The organism is Nocardioides sp. NPDC127503 (assembly GCF_040302165.1).
Classification (GTDB): domain Bacteria; phylum Actinomycetota; class Actinomycetes; order Propionibacteriales; family Nocardioidaceae; genus Nocardioides.
The window spans coordinates 582606-609227 of sequence record NZ_JBEORH010000001.1 but is presented as its reverse complement, the minus strand read 5'-3'; the positions used below and the strand labels follow the sequence as shown (position 1 = coordinate 609227).

Sequence of the window (26622 nt, the reverse complement as noted above, 5' to 3'; positions counted from 1 at the left end):
TATTGCCGTCTCACTTATCGGGATTCCCCGCGTAGAGTCCGGGGCATGTCGACCTACACCCATGGCCATCACGAGTCGGTGCTCCGCTCGCACAGGTGGCGTACGGCGGAGAACTCCGCTGCCTATCTGCTGCCTCGGCTGAGACCTGAGCAGCGACTGCTCGACGTGGGTGCCGGGCCGGGGACGATCACGCTCGACCTCGCCGGCCGGGTCGCTCACGTAACCGCGACGGAGATCGGGGAGGCGGAGCTCGAGCTCTCTCGGCAGGCCGCCGAGACCGGGGGAGTCACGAACGTCGACTTCCGGGTCGAGGACGTGCACGCGCTGAGCGTCGAGGACGCTGCGTACGACGTGGTTCACGCCCATCAGGTGCTGCAGCACGTGGCGGACCCGGTGCAGGCGCTGCGGGAGATGCGGCGGGTGACGAAGCCCGGCGGCATCGTGGCCGCCCGCGACAGCGACTATGCGGCCTTCGTCTGGTGGCCGGAGTCGGCCGAGCTGACCGAGTGGCTGCGGCTCTACCGGCGGGCAGCGCGGGCCAACGGCGGTGAGCCCGACGCGGGCCGGCGACTGGTCTCCTGGGCACGCGCGGCCGGGTTCGCCGACATCGAGGCCACCTCGAGCACCTGGTGCTTCTCGGACCCCGAGGACCGGTCGTGGTGGGGCGGGATGTGGGCCGACCGGTTCACCGACTCGGCGGTCGCTCGCCAGCTCGTCGACTCCGGAGACGCCACGACCGCCGACCTCGCCCGGGTCGCGGACGGGTGGCGGTCGTGGGCTGAGGCGGAGGACGGTTGGTTCTCGGTCCTCCACGGCGAGATCCTGGCTCGCGCCTGAGGGCCCAGGCTCAGCGGCGCAGGATCCGCGCCGAGAGCGTGTTGCCGAGCAGCTGGATCACCTGCACGAGCGCGACCAGGATGAGCACACAGACCCAGGTCACGGTCGGGTCGTACTGCCGGTAGCCGAAGGTCTGGGCGAAGCTGCCCAGACCGCCACCGGCGATCAGGCCGGCGACCGCGGACATGTCGACGACCGCGACGAACGCGAAGGTGTAGCCGAGGATGATCGGCGCCAACGCCTCTGGGAGGACGACGGTGGCGGCGATCCGGGCACGGCTCGCGCCCATCGCCCGGGCGGCCTCGATGACTCCCGGCGGGACGGTCACCAGGTTCTGCTCGATGATCCTGGCGATGCCGAACATCGCGGCGAGGATCAGCGAGAACACCACCGCCGGCATGCCGATGCCGGTGCCGACGACCAGCCGCGCGGCCGGCTGGACGGCGGCGATGAAGATGATGAACGGGATCGGCCGGAAGAAGTTGACCAGCACGTTGAGGATGACCGAGACGACGGCGTTCTCGTACAGCCCGCCCTTGCGGGTCAGGTAGAGACCGAGCGCGAGCAGCAGACCCAGGGTGCCGCCGATCAGCATCGTCAGCGCCACCATGAGCAGCGTCTCGCCGGTGGCCTGCCAGATGTCCGGCCACAGCTCGCCGAGGCGGGTGTCGGTGGGGAGAGCGGTCAGCATCACACCTCCTTGGTGGTGACGAGGGCGGCCAGCTCGCGTACGGCCTCGTCGACCGAGGTCGCAGGACCGTCGAGGGCGAGCGTCAGGTTCCCGAAGGTGGCGCCCTGGATCTCCTCGATGCCGCCGAAGACGAGCTCGAAGGTGATCCCGCGCTCGAGGAGGACCGCGAAGATGTCGGTCTGGCGGGGGCCGCCCTCGCGCAGCTCGACCTTCACGAACCGACCGGGATGGCGGGACCGCAGAGCCGCCAGCGCGTCGGGGGCGGGCTCGTCGTCGACGACGGTGCCGACGAAGCGCCGGGTCACCGGCTGCCGGGGCGCGGAGAAGACGTCGTAGACGGCTCCGGACTCGACCACGCGCCCGTTCTCCATGACCGCGACGTGGTCGGCGAGCTCGCGGACCACCTCCATCTCATGAGTGATCGCGACGATGGTGGTGCCGAACTCCTCGTTGACGCGCTTCAGGAGGCGCAGCACCTCGTGGGTGGTCTCCGGGTCGAGTGCGCTGGTGGCCTCGTCGGCGAGCAGGAGGGAGGGGTTGGTGGTGAGCGCGCGGGCGATGCCGACGCGCTGCTTCTGTCCGCCCGAGAGGTTGCGCGGGTAGGTGTGGGCCTTGTCGGGGAGCCCGACGAAGTGGAGCAGCTCGGAGATCCGGCGCTGCTGCTCGGCCTTGGCGACGCCGGCGATCTGCAGCGGGTAGGCCAGGTTGCCCCAGACCGTACGCGACTCGAAGAGGTTGAACTGCTGGAAGATCATCCCGATGTCCAGCCGGATCGGCCGCAGCTGTCGCTCGTGCAGGCCGACCAGCTCGGTGCCGCCGACCTGGATGGAGCCGGAGGTGGCCGGCTCGAGGCCGTTGAGCAGCCGGACGAGGGTGGACTTGCCGGCCCCGGAGTAGCCGACGATCGCCTGGATGTCACCAGCGGCGATGTCGAGGTCGACGTCGACCACGGCGTGGACCTCGTTGCGCCCCTTCGCCGCCGGGTAGGTCTTGGTGACGTTGCGGAGCCGCACCTGCGGCTCCGCAACGGTGGCCGAGTGCGTCACTGACGCTCCTCGACCTGCTTCTCGGTGTCGTCGAGCGACTTCTGCAGGTCCTCGACCGGGATCTTCACCATCTCGGCGGTGTTGCCGGAGGTCTCGTAGACCCCCTGCTGCACGTCCTCGTTGGTCTGGAAGATCTCGACGAGCTTCTTGTAGGTCGCGTTGTCCTTGTCCTCGGCGCGTACGGCGAAGATGTTGACGTAGGGGAGCGCCTTCGGGTCGGAGGGGTCGTCGGTCGCCAGCGCGTCCTCGAACTTCAGGCCGGCGTCCTCGACGAAGTCGTTGTTGATGATCGCCGCGGCGACGTCGGGGAGCGAGGAGGCGGTGATCGAGGCCTGGACCGCCCGGACCTTCACCTTGGACGCGGCCGTGTCGACCTCCTTGATGGTGCTGAACGGGGTGCCACCGTCGGTCAGCTCGATCAGCCCCTTGGACTGCAGTAGCACCAGGCCGCGGGCCTGGTTGGTCTCGTCGTCGGGGACGATCACGGTCTCGCCGGCCTTGATGTCGTCGAGCGAGGTGTACTTCGAGGAGTAGAGGCCCAGGGGATAGGTCGCGGTCGAGCCGAGCGCGACCAGGTCGTCGTCGTTCTGGACGTTGTAGTCGGCCAGGAAGATGATGTGCTGGAACTGGTTGAGGTCCAGCTCGCCCTCGGACAGCGCCGGGTTGGGCTGGTTGTAGTCGCCGAAGTTCTTGACCTCGAGGTCGATGCCCTCCTCGCGAGCGGCGTCCTGGAAGGTCTTCCAGTAGGGGTCGTCGGCGCCCACGACGCCGATGCTGACCTTGGTCAGCTCGCTGCCGGCGTCGTCGTCGCGCGTGAGGAAGAACGCGAGGCCGCCGATCACGATGGCGGCGGCGACGACGATCCCGATGATCAGCGGGAGCTTGGACTTGGGAGCCTCGATGAGCGGGGTGGGCTCAGGCGTGTTGGAGGACACGGGTGGGAACCTCTTCTGGATGTCGAGAGTGCTGGGACAACGCGGTTGTTGTCCACCAACACAGTAGACTTAACGAGGATCACACCCGCGTACGCGGCCACACCCCGAGATCATGTCATCGACATGCCTCGAGGTGTGTTAGGCGCCGTTCACGCGAGGTCGCGTCGCCTCATCACGACCACCGCCGCGGCCGCGGCGACCAGGACGTACGCAGCGACGGTGACCAACGCTCGCTCGCCGGAGATCGCGTCGAGGATTCCCGGTGTGCCGTTGGGCCCGCCGATGATCGCGCCGGCCAAGGAGCCTCCGGCGGTGCCGGGGAGGGCGTCGGTGACGGTCTCGATGCCCGGGAGCAGGCTGCCGACACCGCGCAGCAGGTTCTCGACCACCAGCGACCAGACCAGGCCCAGGCCGACGGCGAGGGCCGGCCCCTTGGCGAGCACGCCGACGAGGAACCCGAGCAGCGCCCACATCTCCAGTACCAGGAACCCGGCGCCGAAGGACTGCGCCAGATCGCTCAGGGCGGGCATGGTGATCGACTCACCCTCGGTCGCAGCGATCATGACCGAGACGCCCGCGCACAGAGCCAGGGTCGCGGTCATCATCGCGAAGATGAACATCGTCACCGCGGTCAGCGAGCCGCCGACGGCGGCGAACCGGCTCGGCCCCTGGGTGAGGACGGTCTTCCAGGTGCCCCAGCCGAACCCGTTGCCGGCCACCAGCGCTCCGACCACCATCGCCAGGGCGCCGCCGAACATCGGCAGGCCGCTGACGATGACGTTCGGGATCGCGCTCGGCATCAGCTCGGACAGCAGCTGGGCGTTGCTGGCACCGTCGCCGGCGAAGTTGTCGTCGCCGGTCTTGTAGGCGACGTAGTTGAAGACGTACCCGAAGGAGAGCGACAGCGCCAGCCAGGCGCCGACGATCACCCAGATCGCCGACCACTTGCGCAGTCGCAGCAGCTCGGCGCGGGTGCTGTTCACAAAAGCGTTCATGACACGAGCTCCTTGTTGCTGGTCATCTCGAAGAAGGCGTCCTCCAGGGAACGCTCCGCGACGGTGACCTCATGGACATCGATGGAGTGGGCGACCAGATGGCGTACGACATCGGGGGCCGCGGTGGCGGGCAGGTCGACCTCGAGCGTCTCGTTGCCGACGCGGCGTACGCCCTCGTCGCCGGCCATCCGCATCAGGGCCGCCAGGGCGGCATCCTCGGGGGTGGCCCGGACCCGGAGGGTGGCGCCACCGCGCAGCTCGGCGACGGTCGACTCGCGCAGCAGGCGGCCGTTGTTGATCACGCCGACGCGGTCGCAGATCTCCTGCACCTCCGCGAGGATGTGGCTGGAGAGGATCACGGTCTGGCCGGCCTCGGCGAGCGAGACGACCAGGGCCCGCATGTCGGCCATGCCGGCCGGGTCGAGCCCGTTGGTGGGCTCGTCGAGGACGAGCAGGTCCGGTGAGCCGAGCATCGCGGCGGCGACGCCGAGGCGCTGCTTCATCCCGAGCGAGTAGCCCTTGAAGGCGTCCTTCGCCCGGTCGGCTAGGTCGACCATCTCGAGCACCCGGTCGACCTCGGTGTTCGGCAGCCCCTGGTAGCGCGCCATCGTGCGCAGGTTGTCGCGGCCGTTCAGGTAGGGGTAGAAGCCGGGGCCCTCGATCAGGGCGCCGATGCGGGCAGTGACCTCGGGTCGCCCGGCGGGACGGCCCAGGACGCTGGCGGATCCGGCGGTGGGCCGGATCAGGCCGAGCATCATCCGCAAGGTGGTCGTCTTGCCGGCCCCGTTGGGGCCGAGGAAGCCGTACACCTCGCCACGCATGACGGTCATGCTGACCCGGTCGACGGCGAGCCTGTCGCCGTACCGCTTGGTCAGCCCGTCGGTCTCAACCACGAGTTCGTTCATGCCTCTCACGCTCTCGTGGCACACCCTGGGTCGGCATCGGCGTCGGCGATGCTCCCGGTTACGCAGATCTGCGTAGGCGGCTGGCCGTATTTGTCGTACGCCTCGCGCGGCCGCGCGAACTAGGGTCAGGTCCATGTCCCGGATCCGTCGCCACTGGCTGCCGTGGCTGGTCGTCGTGGTGGTGCTGGTCGGCTCGCTGGGCAGCAATGCCCGCACCGACACCCGTGGGCCGGCCCTCCTCGGGGCACTGCTCGCTCTCCTCGCCGTCCTCCCGGTGCTTGTGCAACGGCCTCGCGGCTGGATGCTCGCAGTCACCGGGCTGTGTGCCGGGGCCTACTTCACCGCGGGCTACGCCGAGGGACCGATCTTCATGGCGGTGCCCGTGGTCACCTTCGCGGTGGCACTCTCGCTGCCGCCGCGGCGCTGGGTCGGGTGGGCGGTCGTGGCCGCGGCGCTGGTGGCCACCGGGATGGTGCTGAACCCCGAGAGCCCTCAGTTCGATGGCGGTCCCGGACGAGGGCCCTGGGGACAGGGCGGCGGCCCGGAGGGTGACCTCTCCCTATGGCAGGCGTTCGGGCAGGTGGCGCTCATCGCTGCCTGCGGCGCGATTGCGAGCGCGCTGCGCTCGCGCAACGAGGCCCGCGCCCAACGGCAGCGACGGGTGGTCAGCGAGGAGCGGGTGCGGATGGCCGCCGACCTGCACGACGGCGTCGGGCACGGGCTCGCGGTGATCGCCATGCAGGCCGGTGCCGCGCTGCATGTCCTCGACCGAGACCCCGAGGCTGCCCGTCGCAACCTGGAGGCCATCCGAGCCGAGAGCAAGGAGTCGCTCGACCTGCTGCGCCGGCAGCTGGCCAGGCTCACCGACACGGAGACCGGAGCTGGCCAGGCACCGCGGGCACCGGAGCACGGGCTCGCCGACCTGCCTGCTCTCATCGAGCGGGTGCGCACCGGCGGACTGGACGTCTCCCTCCGCCTCGAGGTCGACTCAGCGTCGCCGGAGGCCGAGCGGGCCGCGTACGCCGTGGTCCAGGAGGGGCTCACCAACGTGCTGCGGCATGCCGGAGCGACGCGAGCCGAGGTGTCGATCGTCTCGACTCCCGCGTCCGAGATGGTCGTGACAGTCAACGACGACGGGCGGGGATCGGACATGTTGAGCGGGGAAAGGCGTCCTGGGATGGGAATTGTGGGAATGCGGTCGCGCGTGGAGGCACTTGGGGGCACCCTAGAGGCGGGGCCGGAGGTACGGGGCTTCCGGCTGCGGGCTTCCCTCCCGCTTACTGGGTCCTCGGCGGGTGGCGCGGAGGGGCTGGCATGAGCATCACCGATCACACGCTGATCAGGGTTGCTCTGGTCGATGACCAGCCCCTCGTCCGCATGGGCCTGGCGACGATGATCGGCGCCGAACCCGATCTCGAGGTCGTCGGCGAGGCCTCCGACGGCAGCGCCGCACTGCCGATGCTGCGCCGCACCCACCCCGACGTTGTCCTGTGCGACATCCGGATGCCGGTCCTCGACGGCCTCGGCATGCTGGAGCAGGTCACCCGCGACCCCTCGCTGAAGGACGTACGGGTGGTGATGCTGACGACCTTCGAGCTCGACGAGTACGTCTTCGAGGCGCTGCGGCTGGGAGCGAGCGGGTTCCTGCTCAAGGACGCCGAGCCGGTCGCGCTGCTCGACGCTATCCGCATCGTCGCCGACGGTGGCTCGCTGCTCGCCCCGACGGTGACCAAGCGGGTGATCGAGGAGTTCGGCTCCTCACGCCGGGCAGCGAACCCGCATCCGCGTCTGGGTGATCTGACCGAGCGTGAGCGGGAGATGGTCGCCTGGGTGGCCACCGGCCGCTCCAACGCCGAGATCGCCGCCGAGCTCGTGGTCAGCCCCGATACGGTCCGCACGCACGTCTCGCGCGCGATGGTGAAGCTGCATGCCAGAGACCGCGCCCAGCTCGTCGTCTTCGCGATCGAGTCGGGCCTGAAGATCTAGCCTGAAGCCGGATCCGGATCAGGCGGCCAGCGGGACGCTGCCCGGCATCACGACGGGGGCACAGCCGCAGGTGTCGCTGCAGGCGAGGTAGGTGTGCACCTCGTGGCCGCACCGCGGGCACGGCAGGAAGTGCGACATCGGGAAGCTGCGTACGTTGGTGTTCTCGGAGTGCTGAGCTGTGTCCCACATGACTTTCTCCTATCCGCGTTTTGTTCCTTCACCTACTCCACGAATGGCATCACGCGATTTCGACATCCCCGGACCGACAACTTGCAGCATCACCAAATTGGAGGGGTCGCCGCCGTGGGAAGATGCGGAGGTGACGACGAAGCCCGACCAGGCGCAGCGGCTGCGAGATCTCAAGCTGCTCCGCAAGGTCAAGGACCGGATCGACCGGGAGTACGCGCAGCCGCTCGATGTAGAGGCGCTGGCTGCCGGCGTACACATGTCGGCCGGTCACCTGAGCCGGGAGTTCCGCAAGGCCTACGGCGAGCCGCCCTACTCCTACCTGATGACCCGCCGGGTGGAGAGAGCCATGACCCTGCTGCGGCGAGGCGACCTCAGCGTCACCGACATTTGCTTCGCGGTCGGCTTCGGATCGCTGGGGACGTTCTCCACCAGGTTCAGCGAGCTCGTCGGGATGTCGCCGAGCGTCTACCGCGAGAAGGCCACGGAGGGCGGCGGCGGAATCCCGCCGTGCGTCTCCAAACAGGTCACCCGGCCGATCCGGCGCAGTTCGATCAGGAATGAAGAAGCGAAGGTGCCGGACCCCTACATAGGTTGAGGTCCATGGACATCAACATCTGCCACAGCTACCTTCCGCACACCGACCCCGACGCCTCGCTGGCGTTCTACCGCGACCTGCTCGGATTCGAGGTGCGGAAGGACGTCGGGTACGAGGCGATGCGCTGGCTCACGATCGGGCCGCCGGCCCAGCCTGCTGTGAGCGTCGTGCTCTACCCGCCGCTCGCCGACCCGAACATCAGCGAGGAGGAAGGCCGGGTCATCCAGGAGATGATGGCCAAGGGCACCTTCGCCAGCCTGATGCTCTCCTCCACGGACATCGACGCCGCCTTCGAGAAGATCCAGGCCGGCATCGAGGCCAGCGGTGGCGAGATCATGTCGGAGCCGACCGACCAGGACTGGGGCATGCGGGACTGCTCCTTCCGTGACCCGGCCGGCAACACCATCCGGCTGCAGCAGGTCAAGTGAGTCGGAAATGTGCAGGCCTGGATTCACGCCTCCGACTAGCCTGATCGCCATGACCGACCCCGGCTCGAACGAGCACAGCACCGAGCGCAATACCGAGCACAGCGCAGACACTCACGACCTGATCCGAGTCCAGGGGGCCCGGCAGAACAACCTCAAGGACATCTCGGTCGAGATTCCCAAGCGCCGACTCTCGGTCTTCACCGGGGTGTCGGGGTCGGGGAAGTCGTCGCTGGTCTTCGGCACGATCGCCGCGGAGTCGCGGCGGCTGATCGACGAGACGTACTCGACGTTCATCCAGGGGTTCATGCCCAGCCTGCCGCGACCCGAGGTCGACGCGATGGAGGGGCTGACCACCGCCATCCTGGTCGACCAGGAGCGGCTCGGCGCCAACCCGCGCTCGACGCTCGGCACGGTCACCGACGCGTACGCGATGCTGCGCTCGCTGTTCAGCCGGCTGGGGGATCCGTACATCGGCGGTCCGACCGCGTTCTCCTTCAACATCCCCACCACCCGCGCGAGCGGGGTGATGACCGGGCCCAAGGGCGAGAAGACGATCGTCAAGGACGCGGTCTACCTCGGCGGCATGTGCGCCGAGTGCGAAGGCCGCGGGACGATCTCGGATCTCGACCTCGCGGTCATCATCGACGAGTCGAAGTCGCTGGTCGACGGGGCGATCCTGGTGCCCGGCTACACCGCCGACGGGTGGATGGTGGCCGCCTACAAGGTGGTCGTGCCGGAGGATGTGCCGATCAAGGAGATGACCGAGGAGCAGCGTCAGGACCTGCTCTACGCCGAGCCGCGCAAGATCAAGCTCGAGGGCATCAACATGACCTACGAGGGCCTGATCCCGAAGATCCGCAAGTCGATGTTCAGCAAGGACGTCGAGGCGCTGCAGCCCCACATCAAGAAGTTCGTGGAGGCGGCGGCGGCCTTCCAGCCGTGCCCGACCTGCGGTGGGACCCGGCTCAACGAGTCGGCGCTCTCCTCGAAGATCCGCGGCAAGTCGATCGCGGACGTGTGCGCGATGCAGGTCACCGATGCCGCGGAGTGGTTGCGAAGCATCGACGACCCGGGCGTGGCGCCGCTGGTCGCGGGGCTGCTGCACCTGTTCGACTCGTTCGTCGAGATCGGTCTCGGCTATCTCTCCCTCGACCGGCCGTCGGGGACCCTGAGCGGCGGTGAGGCGCAGCGTACGAAGATGGTCCGTCATCTCGGCTCCGCGCTGACCGACGTGACCTACGTCTTCGACGAGCCGACCGTCGGGCTCCACCCGCACGACATCCAGCGGATGAACAAGCTGCTCCTCGACCTGCGCGACAAGGGCAACACCGTTCTGGTCGTCGAGCACAAGCCGGAGACCATCGCGATCGCCGACCACGTCGTCGACCTCGGTCCCGGCGCCGGCAGCGACGGCGGCACGATCTGCTTCGAGGGCACCTTCGAGGGGCTCGCCCAGGCCGACACCCTGACCGGGCGCCACCTCGGGCACCGCGCCTCGGTGAAGGAGACGGTCCGCGAGCCCAAGGGACATCTGGAGATCCGCGGGGCGACCTCGCACAACCTTCGCAACGTCGACGTGGATGTGCCGCTCGGTGTGCTCACGGTGGTCACCGGCGTGGCCGGCTCGGGGAAGTCGTCGCTGATCCACGGCTCCATCCCCGCCAGTGCCGACGTGGAGTTCGTCGACCAGAGCGCGATCAAGGGATCGCGGCGCAGCAACCCGGCGACGTACACGGGTCTTCTCGAGCCCATCCGCAAGGCGTTCGCGAAGGCCAACGGCGTCAAGCCGGCGCTCTTCTCGGCCAACTCCGAGGGCGCGTGCCCGACCTGCAAGGGCAACGGGATGATCTACACCGAGCTCGGGTTCATGGAGACCGTCGCCTCGCCGTGCGAGGACTGCGGCGGCAAGCGGTTCCAGGCGCTGGTGCTCGAATACCGTCTCGGCGGGCTCAACATCGCCGAGGTGCTCGACCTGTCGGTCGCCAAGGCGCACGAGTTCTTCTCCGAGGGCGAGTCGAAGGTGCCCGCGGCCGCCAAGATCCTCGAGCGGATGTCCGACGTCGGCCTCGGTTACCTCAAGCTCGGCCAGCCGCTCAACACCCTCTCCGGCGGCGAGCGGCAGCGGATCAAGCTGGCCATGCACCTGGGGGAGAAGGGCGGGACGTACGTCCTGGACGAGCCGACCACCGGTCTCCACCTCGCCGACGTCGACAACCTGCTGGCGCTGCTCGACAAGCTGGTCGACGCCGGCAAGTCGGTCATCGTGATCGAGCACCATCAAGCCGTGATGGCTCACGCCGACTGGATCATCGACCTCGGTCCGGGTGCCGGTCACGACGGCGGCCTGATCGTCTTCGAAGGTACGCCGGCCGAGCTCGTCGCCAAGAAGTCGACGCTCACCGGCGAGCACCTGGCGGCGTACGTCGGGGGCTGAGCTCGAGCACCAGGACGGGTTCGGGTGGCGGGAATCACGCCTGTTTGAGGGCATCTGGATGCGGTCGGCCGTGAGCGGCGCGCTTAGTGTGCGTTGGTTGCAGCATTGACGAAGGAGCAGCCGCGATGACCCTCTACGTCCCCGAGCACAGGCGTACGCCCGAGCAGTCCGAGCACACCGCTTGGACCCGTCCGGCCCAGCCGGCGGTGGAGATGACTCCGGTCCGGGAGCGGCCGGCTCGGGTATGGCCGCGGGGGCTGGTCGCCACCGGCATCGCCGCGGCCGCCACCACGCTGATGGCTGTGATCGCCAAGGCGGCCGGTGTCGACTTCGGCAGCAGCCTGGGGGACGTACCGCTCTCGGCGTTCCCGATGCTCACCGTCTACTGCTCGCTGATCGGGATCATCATCGCCGAGGTGATGATCCGGGTGGCCACGATGCCCCGCTCGACCTTCCAGATCACCATGATCGTGCTCACTGGGCTCTCGCTGGTCCCCGACGTGCTGCCGTTCTTCGAGTTCGACCTGGCCTTCGTCGGCGTCCTGTGCCTGACCCACCTCGTCGCCGCCGCGATCGTGGTCCCGATGATCGCCCTGCGGATGGAGGAGCGCCGCGGCCTCGGGCTGCCCGCTCCTGCTCACCGCCGATAGCGGACGCCGACCGTCCTGATTCGGTGCCATGGTGGAGCCATGGCACTAGAGACCCGCACCTTCCAGGTCACCTTCGACGCGCACGATCCCCGCGCGCTCTCGACGTTTTGGCGTGACGTCCTCGGCTACGTCCACCCCGGTCCGCCGGGGGTAGAGGTCCCCGAGGGCAGCGACCCGCTGGACGCGTGGGACGAGTTCCTCGAGAAGGCCGGGATGCCCGCCGACCAGCGTAACAACGCCTCTGCGATCGAGGATCCCGCAGGCAACGGCCCGCGCGTCTTCTTCCAGCGCGTGCCGGAGTCGAAGACCGCCAAGAACCGCGTCCACCTCGACGTCCGAACCGTTCCCGGACTGCAGGGCGAGGAGCGGATGGCCGCGCTCGAGGCTGAGTGCGAGCGCGTCGTCGCGCTGGGAGCCACCCGCGTCCGCCGCTTCGAGCCCGACCCGCCGATGGGCCTCGGCTTCATCGTCATGCAGGACCCCGAAGGAAACGAGTGGTGTCTCGACTGAGCTTCTCCCTATCCTCCGGACATGAGGATCAGGGCGGCTGTCGTCGATGACGCCGAGGCGTTGACCGACCTCCATCTCGACGTGTGGGAGGAGGCGTACGCCGGTCTGATGCCGGACCAAGTCTTCGCCGAGCGGCGATCACTCCGGTCGGCGAGGATCGATCGTTGGCGTACGAACATCGAGACCGGCCCGATCTCCAACCTGGTGGCCGAGGCCGACGAGCCGGGGCGACTGCTGGGCTTCGCCAGCTCCGGGCCCGCTCGCGACGATGACCCGGGGTTGCCGTCGCTCGAGCTCTCCGCCCTCTATGTCCGCTCAGAGAGGTACGGCACCGGCCTCGGCCATGCGCTGTTCGAGGCCGCGGTCGGGGGTTCGGCTGCGTACCTGTGGGTTCTCGACGGCAACCAGCGCGCAACGGCGTTCTACGAACGTCAGGGCTTCCGGTTCGATGGCGAGACCAAGGCCGACCCGGTCGGCATCGAGCGCAGGATGGTCCGCGGCTGAGGGCCTACCTTCGGCGGGCGAGCAGGGTGGAGTCGTCGATCTGGACCGGGATGCCGTCGCGGATGGTCAAGCGAGGGCGCTGCTCCACGACGACCGGCTCGAACCCGGCGGGCAGGCCGTGGAGCAGGTCCGAGGCGAGGAACATCGCGTTGTGATGACCATGGCGCGCAAAGACCTCGGAGGGCGCATGGCCGACGACGAGGAGGTGGCCACCCGGCGCGACCGCGGTGGCCAGGCGACCGGCGACGTCGACCATGCTGCCATCGGGGGTGTGCAGGAAGTGGCAGGTGACCAGGTCGAACTGCCGGCCCTCGGCGTCGAAGGTGCGGGCGTCGACCTGCCACCACGACGTACGGTCCGCGACCCCGGCGGCCTCGGCATGCCGCCTCGCCCGGGCCAGCCCGTTGGCCGAGAAGTCAGCGCCGGTGACGGTCCAGCCCTGCTGCGCGAGCCAGATGACGTCGCCACCCTCGCCGCAGCCGACGTCGAGCGCCGTGCCGGGCGTCAGCTCGGAGATCTCGGCAAGGAGCTGGGGGTTCGGGTTGCCGCTCCAGACCTTCTCCTCACCGGCATAGCGCTCCTCCCACGACTCCGGCTCGAACATCCTGCGTCCCTCGTCCTCGCTCATGGGGCTCAATCTAGCCGTCGCTCCCGTCAAAATCTGGTGCGCTCGGAGCATGCCGTGTGGTTGCCTGGCCGGCGATGATCACGCTGAGCGAACCACCTCGCCTGGTCCGTCCGACGACGGCCGTACGCACCTCCTATCTCACCGGCGAACAGGCCGACTGTCTGCTGCGTGGCACCGACACCGACTGGCTCGGGCCCGCCAGCGAGGACTTCGACGCGTTCGTCGCTGCCAGGGACTACGACAAGGAGCGCTGGGACGTGATGTCGACGGTCTACTGGTACGTCTCCGAGGATCACTATCTCGGCACCCTCGTCGTACGCCACACGCTGACACCGGAGCTCGCCGTCGACGGCGGTCACATCGGCTACCACGTCGTCGCCCCGTGGCGGCGCCAGGGCCACGCGACCCGGATGCTCGAGCTCGGCCTCGAGAAGGCCCGCGAGCACGGCGTCTCGCGCGCTCTGCTCACGTGTGCTCCCTCCAACGAGCCGTCCCGGCGGGTGATCGAGAAGAACGGCGGGGTGATCGACGAACAGCTCGGCAACGAGCTCCGGTTCTGGATCGGGTAGGGATACTTCACCCATGCACGCTCTCGTACGCCGCCCCTCGCCCCGCCTCGCCGACGGGCTCGTCACCCACATCGAGCGGAGCCCGGTCGACGTAGATCTCGCCCACGAGCAGTGGGAGGCGTACGTCGCCGCGATGCGCTCCGCCGGCTGGACCACCCACGAGGTCGATCCGGCCGACGACTGCCCGGACTCGGTCTTCGTCGAGGACACGATGGTCGTCTTCGGGGACCTGGCCGTGATCAGCCGACCGGGTGCGCTGGAACGACGCCCGGAGATCGACGCGGCCGAGGAAGCCGTCCGCGCGCGGGGCTATCGGATCGCCCACATCGAGGCACCCGGAACTCTCGACGGCGGCGATGTGCTCAAGCACGGCCACACCGTGTGGGTGGGGGAGGGCGGACGTACGAACGCCGAGGGGATCGCGCAGCTCCGGGCACTGCTCGCACCGCTGGGCGCCGAGGTCCTCGCCGTCCCCCTCACGAAGGTGCTCCATCTCAAGTCGGCCGTCACCGCGCTGCCCGACGGCACCGTCATCGGCCACGAGCCGCTGGTCGACGACCCGAGCGTGTGGGGAGCCCGGTTCCTGCCGGTCCCGGAGGAATCGGGCTCCCACGTGGTCGTCCTCGACGGCCGCACGCTGCTGATGGCTGCCTCGGCACCGCTGAGCCGAGCGATCTTCGAGGGGCGTGGCTACACGGTCGTGCCGGTCGACATCTCCGAGTTCGAGAAGCTCGAAGGCTGCGTCACCTGCCTGTCCGTGCGGCTACGAACCGCTCAGGGCTGAACGGGCATCGACGCGCAGTTGGATCCAGCGGCGACACCCTTGACCCGGTCGGTGATCCAGTTGATCGCGGCGGTCTGGTCGACGAGCAGCGGGGTGACGTGGTTGGTGACCAGTCCGTCGCCGAGGTTGGGCAGGACGACCGCCTGGTAGGTCACCTTCACTCCCTGACCGCACCAGTCGACGGCGAGCTGCCGGGACTGCTCGTGCGGGACGATGTCGTCCTGGGTGCCGGTGGCCAGGCGTACCGGGATCCGCGGGGCGAGGTGCCCGAGCTTCTGCTCGGAGATGATCGCCCGCACCGCCGGCTCGCGCTCGATGATGTCGTCGAGGCTCTCGCCGGTCGTGGTCCAGCTGGTGCTCCGCTGGAACGGGTAGCGGAAGATGCCGTCCGCGACGCACGCTGTCGAGAGGTCCTCCAGCGCCGCGTGGCCGGCCGCGTTGAGGTTCTCGTCCAGGATCGGGCGCAACTCGGGGTTGGACTGGGCGAGACCGTTGATGGTCCAGGCCAGCGCCGCCACCAGCGCGGAACCGTCGATGCCGTCCGCGGTCGCCCGCAGGTCGGCCGGCGGTGCGCCGACGTAGGCGCCGACGAGGTTGATCTCGGGGGCGTACGTCGCGGCGAGCTCGGAGGCCGACCCGGTCGCGCCGCCGCCCTGGCTGTAGCCGTAGAGCGCGACCCGCGACCCGGTGGTCACCGATGCGTCCGGGACCGCGCGCGCTGCCCGCGCGGCGTCGAGGACGGCGTGACCGCCGTCGACGCGGTCGACGTAGGTGTGGAGCCGGTCGGTGGCGCCCAGGCCGACGTAGTCGGTGACCATCACCGCCACACCGCGTGCCAGGAGACGGTAGATCCCGATGTCTTCGTAGCCCACGGAGACGGTCTTGCCGTTGAAGAGGATCGGACGCTCCAGCCCCAGTGAGGCCGAGCACTGGTCGCCCTGACCCATGGTGCCGGGCGCGACGACCACGAGCGGCCGGTCGCCGGCACCGCTCCAGGCCGCGAACGGCTCGATGTAGGCGCCGGTCACCGCAGCCGCGGCGCCGTTGTTGTCGGTCGTCTTGTACATGACCCGGGTCGCGGTGCCGGGCAGGGAGCCGATGCCGGGGATCGAGAGCCCGACGCCGAGGGGGAGTGGCTCGGTGCGTACGAGCTCACCGTCCGCCGCGGGAAGCTCGGCCGGTGGGTTGTAGAACTCCGGGATCTCGACGCCGCGGGAGACGACGGCGGTGCTCTGGTCGGCGGCCTCTGCCGGCGCGGCCACGGCGGCGGGCATGACAGCGGCGACGGCCAGAGCCGTCACCAGGGTGCGTGCGGCGTGCTTGCCGGGACGCTTCACGAACAGCCTCGATGCGTGCTGAGCCATGGGGGACTCTCCTCACGTAAGCGGGACCGCTTCGTCCCGAGTTACTGAAGAGTAATGTGAGCGTCGTCACGCTGACAAGGGTTTCAGTCCACACTTGTACACCGAGATTTCGCGGGCCCTATGAGGCGACCGGCTGGCGCAGGATCGTCCGGAGCTTCGCGGGCTCCACCCGCCGCGGATCACCGAGATAGATCTCGTGGTGCTTGCCGGTCATCCGCAGCCCGTTCTCGGGGATGAACCGCTCGTGCAGCTCCTCGAGCACCGGACCCTCGTCGTCGTAGGAACCGATGTGCAGCGTCTGCACGCAGGTGCCTTCGTTGAGTGTCTCCAGCCGCACCTTGTCCAGGCTCGCCGGACGGTCCTTGGCGCCGACCTTCGAGACCGCCTCGTCAAACATCTGTTCGGTGATCCAGTCGGGCGTCATGATCATCGCCGTCCAGTCCCACTGCGACTTGTCCCGTGCCCGGGTGAACGCGTCCATGTCCTCGGCCCACCACAGCGCCTCCAGCGGTGGCACCACGTAGTCACGGCCCTCGTTCTTGCTGGCGAACTTCAGCTTGTACGCCACCGGATAGAGCGCCGCGAGCGCATCCGCGTACTCCTGGGCGGTGTTGGGATCACCATGCCCGTCGACCATCAGGTAGGGGAGTGGCGGCACCTCGAGCACCCGGAACTCACCCTGACGTGCCCGATAGCTGTCGAGCGTCTTCTTCAGATCCACCTTCGCCGCCATGAAGCCATGATGTCGCGCCGTCGAGGCCGATGGGCGCGAAACTCGGGTGCTGTCGGGGGAGTCTGCGCCTACGCTCCGGACATGGCAACCGTGGATGACGTGCGCTGGCTCGGCTCGAGCCTGGAGCGGTCCTACGAGGTCTTCGTACGCGGCCGGCTGAAGTTCCGGGTCGGCTCGATCGTCTATGTCGCCTTCTCCCTGGACGAGACCGAGATGGGGTTCGGCTTTCCGAAGGAGGAGCGTGCCGCACTGGTCGCCAGCGCGCCCGACAGGTTCCACCTGCCCCGCGAGTCGGAGATGCGGTTCAACTGGGTGGAGTCGTCCCTGGCCGCGCTCGACCCGGTCGAGGCATGCGAGTTCGTCGTCGACGCCTGGCGCCTCTGCGTACCCAAGAAGGTCGCCGCCGCCTACGACCTCACCCATCCCGACGGCCCCGGACCGGACCGCCCGGAGACCGGGGGAGAGCGATGATCCTGGCCAAGGAGCGCGACCCGCGCCTGATCACCGTCCGCCGCGGAGGCACGCTCACCGACGCCGACCACCATCTGCTCGCGCTGTGGGCTGCGACCTGCGCGGAGCACGTCCTTCCGCTCTTCGAGGCGGAGTGCCCCGACGACCCACGTCCGCGCGAGGCCATCGAGGCGGCGCGGGCCTGGACCCGCGGTGAGCTGAAGATGATGGAGGCTCGCGCTCTCGGCGGTCACGCCATGGGCGCGGCCCGGCCCTTGCACGGCGCCGCCCGCAACGCCGCCTACGCCGCCGGCCAGGCCGGCGTGGTCGCCCATGTCGCGGCCCACGACCTGGGCGCGGCCGCGTACGCCATCAAGGCCGTACGCGACGCCGCGCCTCCCGGCGAGGCCATCGAGGCCGGGCGCCGGGAGTGCCGCTGGCAGCGCGAGCAGCTCCCGGACCCGATCCGCGACCTCGTCCTCGACGACCAGCGGATCCGCAACGAGATCTGCTGGTCGGTCTTCGACTGCTGAGGTCAGTCCGCGATGGGGTCGTCGACCGCGGAGATCGTGTATGGGGGAGTGCCGGCTCCGTCATCGATCTGGCTGTTCACCACCAGGACCCGGCCGCGGGTCACGGCCAGGGTCGTCGGCGTGGCGAACCCCTCGGCGGCAGAGGCGATCACCTGACCGTGGCGCAGCGTCTCGTCGAGCTCGGCGACGTACACGCCCTGCGCGCCGCCCGGGGCCGCGTAGTTCAGGACGGCGTAGAGGGTCGTGCCGCGCAGCTCGATGCCGTCGGGGCCGAAGCTGTGCCCGCCGAGGTCCACCAGCTCACCGGAGCGATCCGCGACGTCGACCCGGATCAGCTTCTCGAGGCCCTGCGACGAGACGAGCAGCGTCTCGCCGTCCTCGGAGGCGTCGATGCCGTTGAGGTACATGAACTCCGGCGGGAACCCCGGCACGACCGTACGCGCGTCGAACCATCGCTCCAGCGGACCGATCTCGTCCCCGAGCGGTGCGCGCCACACCACCGCGTTCGTTGAGTCGGTGACGTAGACCGCGTGCGGCGTGATGACGAGATCGTTGAGGAACGGCTCGCCGACCGGTCCGGACTCCGGGCGCAGCGTCGTCAGCAAGGTGCCGTCGGCGCGGTAGACGTCGAGCTGGGTTTGCCCCGCGACGTACAGCCGGCCGTGCGAATCCGCGTGCAGCCCCACCGCATGTGCACGGCCTGCAGCGGCGCCGGAGGCGAACAGCTCGAACCGCGTGCTCGTCACGTGGCCTCGCAGCACGTCACCGTTGCCGATGCTGGAGACGTAGATGGTGCCGTTCGGGGTGACCTCGATGCCTTCAGGCTGGAATCCGGGCTCCTCGGAGACGACATAGGTATCAGGGAGGTGCGGGTCGGACGCCGCGGCCGCGGTGGCGGGCAGCGCGGTGATCGCGGTCATCGCGATCGCTACGGCTATCGGTAGACGTCGGTTCATGGAACGCTCCTTGACTCGGTGCGGGCGATGCAGTGGCAGCCGAGACCTGCGACCTACCGACGATGCTGGCCCGATCGTCACCTGGGCGCCATGCCAATTACTGTCGACCCCATGGATCAGGCTCGCGTGCGGCTCGAGGCGGAGCGTCGGCAGACGCTCGCGCGCCTGGCAGACCTGAGCGACGACTTCGACGCCGTCGTCGCGGCCTCGCGCGACACCAACGCCGACGACGAGCACGATCCGGAGGGCGCGACGATCGCGTTCGAGCGGTCCCAGGTCCAAGCGCTCGTTCGTCAGGCGCGAGAGCATCTGGCAGAGATCGACGCGGCGCTGGAGCGCGTGGACGCGGGCACGTACTGGACCTGCGAGGAGTGCGGGCGGCCGATCGGCGAGGGCCGGCTCGAGGCGCGGCCGGTGGCCCGCACGTGCATCAGCTGTGCCGGGAAGCCGAGGGCACGGGTGCGCTAGCGGCGGTGGCGACCGGGCTGATCGCGCATCTCGACGAGATCGTCGTGGATCCGGCGTGCGCGCCGTCTTTCCAGCCGCGCGAGCAGGAAACCGGCTGCGGCTGCGAGCACCATCAAGACGAGGAGCACCACGACCGTGGCGCCCACCATGTCCAGGACGTAGCTCGTCATTGCGCGCAGGTACCCGATGTCGGCCGCGTTCATGCGTGCTCTTCGATACGGTGACGGTTATGTCAGGTGCACCCGAAGACTCGATCCGCCTGTGCTGTCTGCTGTGGGCGCACGGGGGAGAGGCCGGGGCCCTCCATGCCTACGAGGACCGTGTCCTGCGGCTCATCTCGGAGCACGGCGGGGAAGTGGTGCACCGCGCGATCGCCGACGACGCCCCCGGGCAGCCCGACGAGGTCCAGCTGTTTCGGTTCCCGGACCAGGCCTCGCTGGACGCCTACATGAACGACGAGCGGCGTACGGCACTCAGCGCCGAACGCGACGCGGCGGTCGCGCGCACCGAGGTGTTCCCGGTGCGGTTCTGAGGATCGGTTACTGTCAGCCTCCTCTGGTGCTCGAGCACCCAACCCGGAAGAGGTCTGTGATGGTCGTTGCTGGATTGGTGCTCGCCGCGCTGGCCGCCCTGCTGCACGTCTACATCTTCGTCATGGAGTCGTTGACCTGGACGAGCCCTAAGACGCGTGCCGTGTTCGGGATCAGCGCCGAAGAGGCCGAGGCGACCAAGGAGCTGGCTTTCAACCAGGGCTTCTACAACCTCTTCCTCGCCATCGTCACCGCGATCGGCATCGTCCTGTACCCGGTGTGCTCCGCAGCCGTCGGCGCCACCCTGGTCTTCGCGGGAGCCGGCTCGATGGCAGCCGCCGCGGCGGTGCTGTTCGTCTTCTCGCCCGACAAGCGCAGCGCGGCCCTCAAGCAGGGCGTGATCCCGCTGCTCGCCGTCGTCGTCCTGGCGATCAGCGTGGCGCTGCGCTAGCCAGGAACTCGAGCAGGAGCTGGTTGGTCTCCTCGGGGCGCTCCTGCTGGACCCAGTGTCCACACTGGGGGAGTACCGCCATCCGAGTGAGTCCCGGCAGGGTCTGGTCGAAGCGTTCGATCTGACGGCGGCCGGTGATCGCCGGGCCGTCGTACTCGCCGGCGACGAAGAGCGACGGCACGGTGATCGGCACGTCACCGAAGGCCGCGAGATCCTCCCAGTCGCGGTCGATGTTGCGGTAGCGCGCGAGCGGACCGAAGAAGTCGGAGTCGGCGAACTCGGCGGCGTAGAAGTCGACATCTGCTTCGGTCAGCCACTCGGGCATCTCGGCGGGGTAGACGAACTGGTCCGAGAGCCGGTCGCCGCGTGGCACCAGCCCGAGCGCTCCGCGCGGATCCCCGCCGGCGGCGAGCACACCGTCGCCGGAGATCGAGTAGTACATGCCGAGCAGCCAGCGGCGTACGTCGGGCAGGATCTCGGCCTCGACGACACCCGGGGTCTGGAAGTAGGAGATGTAGAAGTCTTCGTCGTCACCGCCGGCCTCCGCCATCGCCTCGGTCGGCCGACGGCGCCCGGACGGACTGAACGGCACCGACAGACCGGCCACGGCGGTGAAGACGTCGGGCCTCAGCTGAGCCGTTGTCCAGGCGATGGGAGCGCCCCAGTCGTGTCCGATGATGGTGGCCGTCTCCGCGCCCAAGGCGTGCACGAGGCCGACGTTGTCGCCGACGTGACGCAGCATCCGGTAGTCCTCGATGGCACGCGGCTTCGAGGACCCGCCATATCCACGTACGTCGATCGCGACCACCCGGTAGCCCGCGTCGGCGAGCGCGGTGATCTGGTGGCGCCACGAGTACCAGGACTCCGGGAACCCGTGGACCAGGAGCACGAGTCGGCCGTCGGCCGGTCCTGACTCCACCCAGTGAAGGTCGATTCCGTTGATGTGTTCGGTGCGGTGAGTTACAGCGGTGTCGGCCACGGCTGGAGTCTGCCACCTCATCGGATTTCCGCGATAGTACCCCCTATCGCAGAAATGTTCGAAAAGACTGTAATATCGGGGGATGTGAGCGTACCTGACGATGGTGTGATGTTCGGCGATGTCGTCGAGGACTTCCTGACCGACCGGGCGACACTCACGCGCCGCGGACTCAACGACAAGTCGCGCAGTGCCTACCGGCAGGACATCGCCGCGTGGGCACGGCAGCTGCACGTCGACGCGGGCGGCGAGCCTGATGCCGAGGTGCTGGCGCTGGTGCCGATCTCCGCGCTGACCGACCAGAACGTACGCATCGCCTACAGGTCGCTGCGGGAGAGCTCGGCTGCAGCCACCTGCCAGCGCCGCGTCGGCACGCTGCGGCTCTTCACCCACTGGCTGCAGCTCGAGGGACACCTGCTGGTGGACCCCACGCTGCGTATCGAGGCACCCGAGCGGCCCAGTCGGCTGCCCGCCGGCTGGAGCGTCGACGAGCTCCGCCGCCTGGCGCGGGTCGCATCGACGCCGCGCGAAGGCACCGACCGACGTCGCTGGCCGGCTCGTGACCGGGCGATCTTCGCGGTGCTGGTCACCACAGGCGTACGTGCCGCGGAGCTGTGCGGTCTCACCATCGGCGCCATCCGTCGCGAGCCCGACGGCGAGACGCTGGTGCGGGTCATCGGGAAGGGCGACAAGCAGCGCAACCTGCCGCTGCCGCCCGAGGCCGTGGATGCGGTCGACCTCTATCTGGCCGAGCTTGAGGCCCGTTTCGGCGCTCGTGACACGGCCGACAGCCTGTTCGTACTGACCTCGGGCAAGCAACTGCGTCCTGGTGCGCTCAACCATCTGGTCGAGACCTGGATCCGGCTCGCCGGTGTCCCGAAGCAGCCGGGCGAGGCCGCGCACGCGTTTCGACACAGCGCCGCCAAGGGACTGATCCGTTCCGGCGTACCGGTGCCTGCCGTGCAGGGCCTGCTCGGTCACGAGGACCTCAAGACGACCGGGATCTACGTCAAGGCGACCGCCGCCGACACCCGCGACGCCGTCCTGCTCTCACCGGCGCGTGAGGTCCTGCGAGAGACGGCTGCGCCACCACCTGACTGAACCGGTGATCACCCAGGCTTCACCGCACGGGTCGCTATGTAGCCGGGCATGTGCTGCGCCGTGACGTCTGCGTGGTGCGGCGCTTCGCTGAGATGGGTCAGGATGAACCCTGCAGCCAGCTGCCCACCGATCTGCTCGGTCAGCGAGTGGCTGTACTCGATGGGGCCGCTTCCATAGGCGCGCATCCGGTCGGCCTCAGAGAGATCGAGCGAACTGAAGGGCAGTCGGTGACGTACCACCAGCTCCCGCCGGTCGAGCGCCACCTCGTCGAAGATGTAGACGTCCGGGTTCATGAATCCGACCATGAGCGTCCCGCCAGGGCGCAGCACCCGGAACGTTTCCCGCCAGACTGGCGTCAGGTCGGGGCAGAACAGGTTCGACACCGGGTTGACGATCACGTCGAATCTGGCGTCGTCGAAGACACTGAGGTCGCGCATGTCGCCGAGGACGGTACGAAGCTCCAGCCCGTCACGAGCAGCTACCTCGTCATCTCGAGCCAGCTGCTTGGGCGAGTTGTCGAAGACGGTCACCGTGGCGCCCGCTGCCGCGAGGACGGGGCCTTGCTGGCCACCGCCGGAAGCAAGGCAGAGCACCCGAACACCGGCCAGCTCGGACGGGAACCAGTCACGCGGGATCGGTTCGTGGCCGATCAGAACCACCGACCAGTCGTCTTCACGTGCCCTGGCGATGACCTCGGGACCAACCGGCCGGGACCATTCGTTGTCGCTGTCGACCAGCTCGTCCCAGGCAACCCGGTTGTGTGCGATTGGGTCGAAGTCATCTGCCACAACAGCGCACCTTACTTGCTTGCTATCCGCCACAATTCGCTCTGTGGCGCACCGGCCGACCCGCTAAGGTCGCCGAGTGGTGACTCAGTTGCACACCTACATCGATGCCTGGCGGCGCCACGACGTCGACGCGGTGCTGGCCACGCTGACCGATGACTGCGTAGTGATCGAGTCCTATGGACCCGTCTATCGGGGTCGCCCACGCGTGGAGCAATGGATGCACGCGTGGTTTGCCGCCGGCGGTCGCGTCGACGCCTGGGACATCACGACGATTGCCGCAGCCGGTGACTTCGTGATGGCTGAATGGAGTTTCGCGTGCACCTGGCGAGGCCAAGCAGCCGTTTTCGAGGGATCCACGATTGCGAGGCTCGACGGCGATCGCATCGCCTACCTCCGCGAGTACGCCACCACCGCTCCGCTGTATGACTGGACCGGTACGTGGCGCGACGAGCAATAAGCCCCAAGCCGAGAACGGCACTTGACGTGCGGAGACGATTATCGCTCGATTCGCCGATAATGCACATTATGTCAAGTCAAGTCCTGAAGTCACCCCTCTCGTACCGGAACTGGATGACGTGGCGTCTCAGGACAGGGAGGTGCGATCGCTGCGGATGACGCTGGCGTCATGACACCTACTACTGAACTTCGCGACCACGTACGAGGGCGTGTCATCACGCCCGACGACTCCGACTACGAAACCGCTCGAGCCGTGTGGAACGGAATGATCGACCGTCGCCCGGTCGCCGTCCTGCAGGCCGAGGACGCCGACGACGTCATCGCTGCGGTGAACTTCGCCCGCGACACCGGCCTGCCGCTGGCCGTGCGCGGCGGCGGGCACAGCTCACCCGGTTTCGGAACGATCGATGACGGCCTGGTCATCGACCTGTCCCCCATGCGCTCCGTCGAGGTCGATGCCGACGCTCGAACTGCTCGCGTGGGTGGCGGCGCAACCCTGGCCGACCTCAACGAAGCCACCCATGCTCACGGCCTCGCCATGCCGGGCGGGATCGTCTCGACGACCGGCGTCGGCGGTCTGACGCTCGGCGGTGGCATCGGATACCTCACGCGCGGTTTCGGGCTCTCGATCGACAATCTTCGGTCGGTCGACGTCGTCACCGCCGACGGGCAGCTCCGCCGCGCCAGCGAGTCCGAGAACTCCGACCTGTTCTGGGCGCTGCGCGGAGGCAGCGGGAACTTCGGGGTCGTCACGGCCTTCGAGTTCGACCTGCACCCCGTGGACCAGGCGGCCGTCGGACTCTTCTTCTACGAGCTGGAGCACGCCGGCGACCTGCTGCGCCTGTTCCGCACCTGGGTCACCGAAGCCGACGAGCGCTGCGGTGGCTTCCCGGCATTCCAGGTGGCCCCTCCCCTCCCCTTCCTGCCGGAGGAGCGCCACGGCGACACGTTCTGCGTCGCCGTCGTCCACTGGAGTGGGCCGACCGAGGAGGGCGAAGCCGCGATGCAGCAGTTCCGTGACCTCGCGCCGCGTGTCGGCGAGATGGTCGCCCCCATGCCGTACCCGTGGCTCAACAGCGCGTTCGACGACCTGTTCCCCCATGGCGTACGCAGCTACTGGAAGGGCAACTACGTCACCGAGCTGACCGACGAAGCGATCGAGGTGCACCTGGCCCACGGCCCGAAGGCGCCGAACGCGAGCTCGACGATGCACCTGTACCCGATCAACGGCGCCGCCTCCCGTGTCGGCGCGACGGACACCGCGTTCTCCTACCGGCACGCGAAGTTCTCGACGGTCATCGTCTCCGCCTGGCCGGACGCCTCCGACGACGCCGCCAACATCGCCTGGGTCCGCGACTACGCCGACGCGCTCACGCCGCACTCCGAGGCCGGCGGGTACGTGAACTTCATGTCCGACGACGACCAGGGCCGCGTCACCGACACCTACGGCAGCAACTACGCGCGACTCAGGAAGGTCAAGCAGGCCTACGACCCGGGGAACCTGTTCAGCCACAACCAGAACATCGCGCCCTGAGCGCTGATCCCTGGATCGAGGACCGGGTGCGGCACCGCTCGAGGCGGCACCGCACCCGCGGAGTCACTCCTTGATCACTTCTTGATGAAGTCGAGGATGTCCTGGATCAGCTCCTGCTGGTACGTACCGAAGATCCCGTGCGGCGCGCCCGGGTAGACCTTGAGCGTGCCGTCCTTGACGAGCTCGATCGACTTCAGCGCCGCGTTCCCGATCGGCACGATCTGATCGTCGTCGCCGTGAGCGATGAAGATCGGCACGTCGAGAGCCTTGAGGTCCTCGGTGAAGTCGGTCGCTGAGAAGGCCGCCACGCACTCGTACGCCGCCTGGATGCCGGCGAGCATCCCTTGGCGCCAGAAGTCGTCGATCGCGCCCTGCGACGTCTCGACACCCTCGCGGTTGAAGCCGAAGAACGACGGCGCGAGCTCACGGTAGAAGTTCGAGCGGTCGGCGAGCACACCGGCCCGGATCCCGTCGAAGACCTCGATCGGAAGGCCCTCAGGGTACGCCTCGGTCTGAAGCATGATCGGCGGCACCGCTCCGATCGTGACGACCTTGGCGACGCGGCCGTTCCCGTGCTGCGCCGCACAACGTACGACCTCTCCCCCGCCGGTCGAGTGGCCGACGAAGACCGCGTCACGCAGGTCGAGATGCTCGACGAGCTCGGCGAGGTCGCGGGCGTAGGTGTCCATGTCGTTGCCCTGCCAGGGCTGTGCGGACTTTCCGTGGCCACGGCGGTCGTGGGCGATCACCCGGTAGCCGGCGTCGGCGAGCGTCTTGCGCTCGAGCGACCAGGCATCGGAGCTCAGGGGCCAGCCGTGGCTGAACACGATCGGCTGACCGGACCCCCAGTCTGAGTAGTGGATGTCGGTGCCGTCGGACGTGGTGAAGAAGGGCATGGTGCTCCTGTTTGATCGGTGCAGCGAGGACACCACCATCGTCGCCGCGCACCCCGCACAGAGTCGCCTGCCGGAGCGGCCGCGAATCCCTCGGAATCGGACGCGTCAGGCCAGGACGAGCCGGTCGACGTACGCGTCTGCCGACTCGCGCAGCTCTCGCCGTGACGTCGCGGTGGCCCCGGCCTGGATCAGAGCCTGCGAGAAGAGCAGGATCTCGTGGGCGAGCGTGCCTGCTCCGGTGCCGGTTCCGATGCGGGCCGCGATCCGCTCCTCCATCGCGCCGAGGGTCCGCCGGCAGATGCCGACCACCTCGGGGTCCCGGTCGGCGAGCTCTGCCAGCGACCGCACCATGAGGCAGCCGAGCCGCCGCGGATCTGCTGTGCAGTCGTCGGCGATGCGGCGGAGGTAGCGGCGTACGGCTTCACGTGCACCGTCCTCCCCCGCCAGTGCCTCGTTCGTCAGCGTGATCCGGCCGCCGCAGTACGCCTCGAGGGCCGCGAGGAACAGCCCACGCTTGCTCCCGAACGCCGCGTAGATGCTGCCGTTGCCCGCGCCCGTGTGCTCGGCGAGGTCGTGCATGGAGGCGCGCTCGTAGCCGTGCTCGCGAAACACGTCGAGTGCCGCGTCACGTACCGCTGTGACTGAGATCTCCCGAGGTCTGGCCATTCCCCGAATCTACCGGTCATCGCCGTGGACGTTA

34 protein-coding genes are annotated in these 26622 nt (G+C 68.7%); 19 read left to right on the top strand and 15 right to left on the bottom strand.

The window, feature by feature from the left end; translation table 11 throughout:
- The first annotated feature begins 45 nt into the window (after window positions 1-45).
- Window positions 46-837: a class I SAM-dependent methyltransferase gene (locus tag ABTW65_RS02975; RefSeq protein ID WP_350658358.1), complete on the top strand. Its 792-nt coding sequence runs from the start codon at window positions 46-48 to the stop codon at window positions 835-837.
- Window positions 838-847: 10 nt separating this feature from the next.
- Here ABTW65_RS02975 and ABTW65_RS02970 read toward each other — a convergent pair whose 3' ends face one another.
- From ABTW65_RS02970 to ABTW65_RS02950, 5 genes are all read right to left on the bottom strand, one after another.
- A complete protein-coding gene (locus ABTW65_RS02970; RefSeq protein ID WP_350658356.1) occupies window positions 848-1528 on the bottom strand; it encodes a methionine ABC transporter permease in 681 nt (226 codons plus the stop codon).
- Window positions 1528-2574 (bottom strand): methionine ABC transporter ATP-binding protein, encoded by a 1047-nt coding sequence (locus tag ABTW65_RS02965; protein WP_350658354.1) that lies wholly within the window; start codon window positions 2572-2574, stop codon window positions 1528-1530. Before ABTW65_RS02965 ends, ABTW65_RS02970 begins: the two co-directional genes overlap by 1 nt.
- Window positions 2571-3509, bottom strand: coding sequence for a MetQ/NlpA family ABC transporter substrate-binding protein (locus ABTW65_RS02960; RefSeq protein WP_350658352.1), 939 nt, complete (start codon window positions 3507-3509; stop codon window positions 2571-2573). The genes ABTW65_RS02965 and ABTW65_RS02960 overlap by 4 nt, the downstream gene beginning before the upstream one ends.
- A gap of 149 nt (window positions 3510-3658) precedes the next feature.
- Complete coding sequence (locus tag ABTW65_RS02955) at window positions 3659-4504, bottom strand: ABC transporter permease (RefSeq protein ID WP_350658350.1); 846 nt, start codon at window positions 4502-4504, stop codon at window positions 3659-3661.
- The gene (locus ABTW65_RS02950) at window positions 4501-5409 is read right to left on the bottom strand and encodes an ABC transporter ATP-binding protein (RefSeq protein ID WP_350658348.1); all 909 of its coding nucleotides are present in this window, start codon (window positions 5407-5409) and stop codon (window positions 4501-4503) included. The genes ABTW65_RS02955 and ABTW65_RS02950 overlap by 4 nt, the downstream gene beginning before the upstream one ends.
- Window positions 5410-5542: 133 nt before the next feature.
- Here ABTW65_RS02950 and ABTW65_RS02945 point away from each other — a divergent pair, with 133 nt between their 5' ends.
- Both ABTW65_RS02945 and ABTW65_RS02940 read left to right on the top strand, forming a co-directional pair.
- Window positions 5543-6727 (top strand): sensor histidine kinase, encoded by a 1185-nt coding sequence (locus tag ABTW65_RS02945; protein ID WP_350658346.1) that lies wholly within the window; start codon window positions 5543-5545, stop codon window positions 6725-6727.
- Window positions 6724-7395 carry a response regulator gene (locus ABTW65_RS02940; RefSeq protein ID WP_350658344.1) on the top strand — a complete coding sequence of 224 codons (672 nt, stop codon included), beginning with the start codon at window positions 6724-6726 and terminating at the stop codon, window positions 7393-7395. The genes ABTW65_RS02945 and ABTW65_RS02940 overlap by 4 nt, the downstream gene beginning before the upstream one ends.
- Window positions 7396-7413: 18 nt before the next feature.
- Here the strand turns inward: ABTW65_RS02940 and ABTW65_RS02935 are convergent, their stop codons facing one another.
- On the bottom strand, window positions 7414-7584 hold the full coding sequence (locus ABTW65_RS02935) for a hypothetical protein (protein ID WP_201451019.1): 171 nt from the start codon (window positions 7582-7584) through the stop codon (window positions 7414-7416).
- Window positions 7585-7714: 130 nt separating this feature from the next.
- Between ABTW65_RS02935 and ABTW65_RS02930 the strand changes: the two genes are divergently transcribed.
- From ABTW65_RS02930 to ABTW65_RS02905, 6 genes are all read left to right on the top strand, one after another.
- Window positions 7715-8179, top strand: a complete 465-nt coding sequence (locus tag ABTW65_RS02930) for a helix-turn-helix transcriptional regulator (protein ID WP_350658343.1) — start codon at window positions 7715-7717, stop codon at window positions 8177-8179.
- A gap of 5 nt (window positions 8180-8184) precedes the next feature.
- Window positions 8185-8607, top strand: a complete 423-nt coding sequence (locus ABTW65_RS02925) for a VOC family protein (RefSeq protein WP_350658341.1) — start codon at window positions 8185-8187, stop codon at window positions 8605-8607.
- A 49-nt stretch (window positions 8608-8656) separates the two neighbouring features.
- The gene (locus tag ABTW65_RS02920; RefSeq protein WP_350658340.1) at window positions 8657-11041 is read left to right on the top strand and encodes an ATP-binding cassette domain-containing protein; all 2385 of its coding nucleotides are present in this window, start codon (window positions 8657-8659) and stop codon (window positions 11039-11041) included.
- A 125-nt stretch (window positions 11042-11166) separates the two neighbouring features.
- A complete protein-coding gene (locus ABTW65_RS02915; RefSeq protein WP_350658339.1) occupies window positions 11167-11691 on the top strand; it encodes a DUF6069 family protein in 525 nt (174 codons plus the stop codon).
- A gap of 39 nt (window positions 11692-11730) precedes the next feature.
- Window positions 11731-12201, top strand: coding sequence for a VOC family protein (locus ABTW65_RS02910; RefSeq protein ID WP_350658338.1), 471 nt, complete (start codon window positions 11731-11733; stop codon window positions 12199-12201).
- Between the two features lie 21 nt (window positions 12202-12222).
- Complete coding sequence (locus tag ABTW65_RS02905) at window positions 12223-12705, top strand: GNAT family N-acetyltransferase (RefSeq protein WP_350658336.1); 483 nt, start codon at window positions 12223-12225, stop codon at window positions 12703-12705.
- 4 nt (window positions 12706-12709) lie between these two features.
- Here ABTW65_RS02905 and ABTW65_RS02900 read toward each other — a convergent pair whose 3' ends face one another.
- Window positions 12710-13333, bottom strand: coding sequence for a class I SAM-dependent methyltransferase (locus ABTW65_RS02900; RefSeq protein WP_350658334.1), 624 nt, complete (start codon window positions 13331-13333; stop codon window positions 12710-12712).
- Window positions 13334-13407: 74 nt separating this feature from the next.
- Here ABTW65_RS02900 and ABTW65_RS02895 point away from each other — a divergent pair, with 74 nt between their 5' ends.
- Together ABTW65_RS02895 and ddaH are read left to right on the top strand one after the other, a co-directional pair.
- Window positions 13408-13902 (top strand): GNAT family N-acetyltransferase, encoded by a 495-nt coding sequence (locus tag ABTW65_RS02895; protein WP_350658332.1) that lies wholly within the window; start codon window positions 13408-13410, stop codon window positions 13900-13902.
- Window positions 13903-13915: 13 nt separating this feature from the next.
- Window positions 13916-14686, top strand: a complete 771-nt coding sequence (ddaH, locus tag ABTW65_RS02890; protein WP_350658330.1) for a dimethylargininase — start codon at window positions 13916-13918, stop codon at window positions 14684-14686.
- On the opposite strand, the gene ABTW65_RS02885 is transcribed toward ddaH, so the two are convergent.
- Both ABTW65_RS02885 and ABTW65_RS02880 read right to left on the bottom strand, forming a co-directional pair.
- A complete protein-coding gene (locus ABTW65_RS02885) occupies window positions 14677-16050 on the bottom strand; it encodes a lipase family protein (protein WP_350658328.1) in 1374 nt (457 codons plus the stop codon). The genes ddaH and ABTW65_RS02885 overlap by 10 nt on opposite strands.
- Before the next feature lie 118 nt (window positions 16051-16168).
- Window positions 16169-16783, bottom strand: coding sequence for a GyrI-like domain-containing protein (locus ABTW65_RS02880; protein ID WP_350658326.1), 615 nt, complete (start codon window positions 16781-16783; stop codon window positions 16169-16171).
- Window positions 16784-16864: 81 nt separating this feature from the next.
- Here ABTW65_RS02880 and ABTW65_RS02875 point away from each other — a divergent pair, with 81 nt between their 5' ends.
- Complete coding sequence (locus ABTW65_RS02875) at window positions 16865-17254, top strand: MmcQ/YjbR family DNA-binding protein (protein WP_350658325.1); 390 nt, start codon at window positions 16865-16867, stop codon at window positions 17252-17254.
- Window positions 17251-17766: a putative immunity protein gene (locus tag ABTW65_RS02870; protein ID WP_350658324.1), complete on the top strand. Its 516-nt coding sequence runs from the start codon at window positions 17251-17253 to the stop codon at window positions 17764-17766. The genes ABTW65_RS02875 and ABTW65_RS02870 overlap by 4 nt, the downstream gene beginning before the upstream one ends.
- A 2-nt stretch (window positions 17767-17768) precedes the next feature.
- Here ABTW65_RS02870 and ABTW65_RS02865 read toward each other — a convergent pair whose 3' ends face one another.
- Window positions 17769-18722 carry an SMP-30/gluconolactonase/LRE family protein gene (locus ABTW65_RS02865; protein WP_350658323.1) on the bottom strand — a complete coding sequence of 318 codons (954 nt, stop codon included), beginning with the start codon at window positions 18720-18722 and terminating at the stop codon, window positions 17769-17771.
- A 111-nt stretch (window positions 18723-18833) separates the two neighbouring features.
- Here ABTW65_RS02865 and ABTW65_RS02860 point away from each other — a divergent pair, with 111 nt between their 5' ends.
- Window positions 18834-19190: a TraR/DksA family transcriptional regulator gene (locus ABTW65_RS02860; protein WP_350658321.1), complete on the top strand. Its 357-nt coding sequence runs from the start codon at window positions 18834-18836 to the stop codon at window positions 19188-19190.
- Here the strand turns inward: ABTW65_RS02860 and ABTW65_RS02855 are convergent.
- Window positions 19187-19393: a hypothetical protein gene (locus ABTW65_RS02855; protein ID WP_350658320.1), complete on the bottom strand. Its 207-nt coding sequence runs from the start codon at window positions 19391-19393 to the stop codon at window positions 19187-19189. The genes ABTW65_RS02860 and ABTW65_RS02855 overlap by 4 nt on opposite strands.
- A 26-nt stretch (window positions 19394-19419) precedes the next feature.
- Between ABTW65_RS02855 and ABTW65_RS02850 the strand changes: the two genes are divergently transcribed.
- Entirely contained in the window at window positions 19420-19722 is a 303-nt protein-coding gene (locus ABTW65_RS02850; RefSeq protein WP_350658318.1) for a hypothetical protein, read from the top strand.
- Between the two features lie 59 nt (window positions 19723-19781).
- Window positions 19782-20171: a DUF1304 domain-containing protein gene (locus ABTW65_RS02845; RefSeq protein ID WP_350658315.1), complete on the top strand. Its 390-nt coding sequence runs from the start codon at window positions 19782-19784 to the stop codon at window positions 20169-20171.
- Here ABTW65_RS02845 and ABTW65_RS02840 read toward each other — a convergent pair.
- The gene (locus ABTW65_RS02840) at window positions 20152-21150 is read right to left on the bottom strand and encodes an alpha/beta fold hydrolase (protein ID WP_350658314.1); all 999 of its coding nucleotides are present in this window, start codon (window positions 21148-21150) and stop codon (window positions 20152-20154) included. The genes ABTW65_RS02845 and ABTW65_RS02840 overlap by 20 nt on opposite strands.
- A gap of 84 nt (window positions 21151-21234) precedes the next feature.
- On the opposite strand from ABTW65_RS02840, the gene ABTW65_RS02835 reads away from it, so the two are divergent.
- Window positions 21235-22248 (top strand): tyrosine-type recombinase/integrase, encoded by a 1014-nt coding sequence (locus tag ABTW65_RS02835; RefSeq protein ID WP_350658312.1) that lies wholly within the window; start codon window positions 21235-21237, stop codon window positions 22246-22248.
- A gap of 8 nt (window positions 22249-22256) precedes the next feature.
- Here the strand turns inward: ABTW65_RS02835 and ABTW65_RS02830 are convergent, their stop codons facing one another.
- A complete protein-coding gene (locus ABTW65_RS02830; protein WP_350658310.1) occupies window positions 22257-23036 on the bottom strand; it encodes a class I SAM-dependent methyltransferase in 780 nt (259 codons plus the stop codon).
- Window positions 23037-23112: 76 nt separating this feature from the next.
- On the opposite strand from ABTW65_RS02830, the gene ABTW65_RS02825 reads away from it, so the two are divergent.
- Together ABTW65_RS02825 and ABTW65_RS02820 are read left to right on the top strand one after the other, a co-directional pair.
- Window positions 23113-23493: a nuclear transport factor 2 family protein gene (locus ABTW65_RS02825; protein WP_350658308.1), complete on the top strand. Its 381-nt coding sequence runs from the start codon at window positions 23113-23115 to the stop codon at window positions 23491-23493.
- Between the two features lie 168 nt (window positions 23494-23661).
- Entirely contained in the window at window positions 23662-25026 is a 1365-nt protein-coding gene (locus ABTW65_RS02820) for an FAD-binding oxidoreductase (RefSeq protein ID WP_350658307.1), read from the top strand.
- A 74-nt stretch (window positions 25027-25100) separates the two neighbouring features.
- Here ABTW65_RS02820 and ABTW65_RS02815 read toward each other — a convergent pair whose 3' ends face one another.
- Together ABTW65_RS02815 and ABTW65_RS02810 are read right to left on the bottom strand one after the other, a co-directional pair.
- Window positions 25101-25922 carry an alpha/beta fold hydrolase gene (locus ABTW65_RS02815; protein WP_350658305.1) on the bottom strand — a complete coding sequence of 274 codons (822 nt, stop codon included), beginning with the start codon at window positions 25920-25922 and terminating at the stop codon, window positions 25101-25103.
- A 105-nt stretch (window positions 25923-26027) separates the two neighbouring features.
- Window positions 26028-26588 (bottom strand): TetR/AcrR family transcriptional regulator, encoded by a 561-nt coding sequence (locus ABTW65_RS02810; RefSeq protein ID WP_350658303.1) that lies wholly within the window; start codon window positions 26586-26588, stop codon window positions 26028-26030.
- Between the last annotated feature and the right edge of the window lie 34 nt (window positions 26589-26622).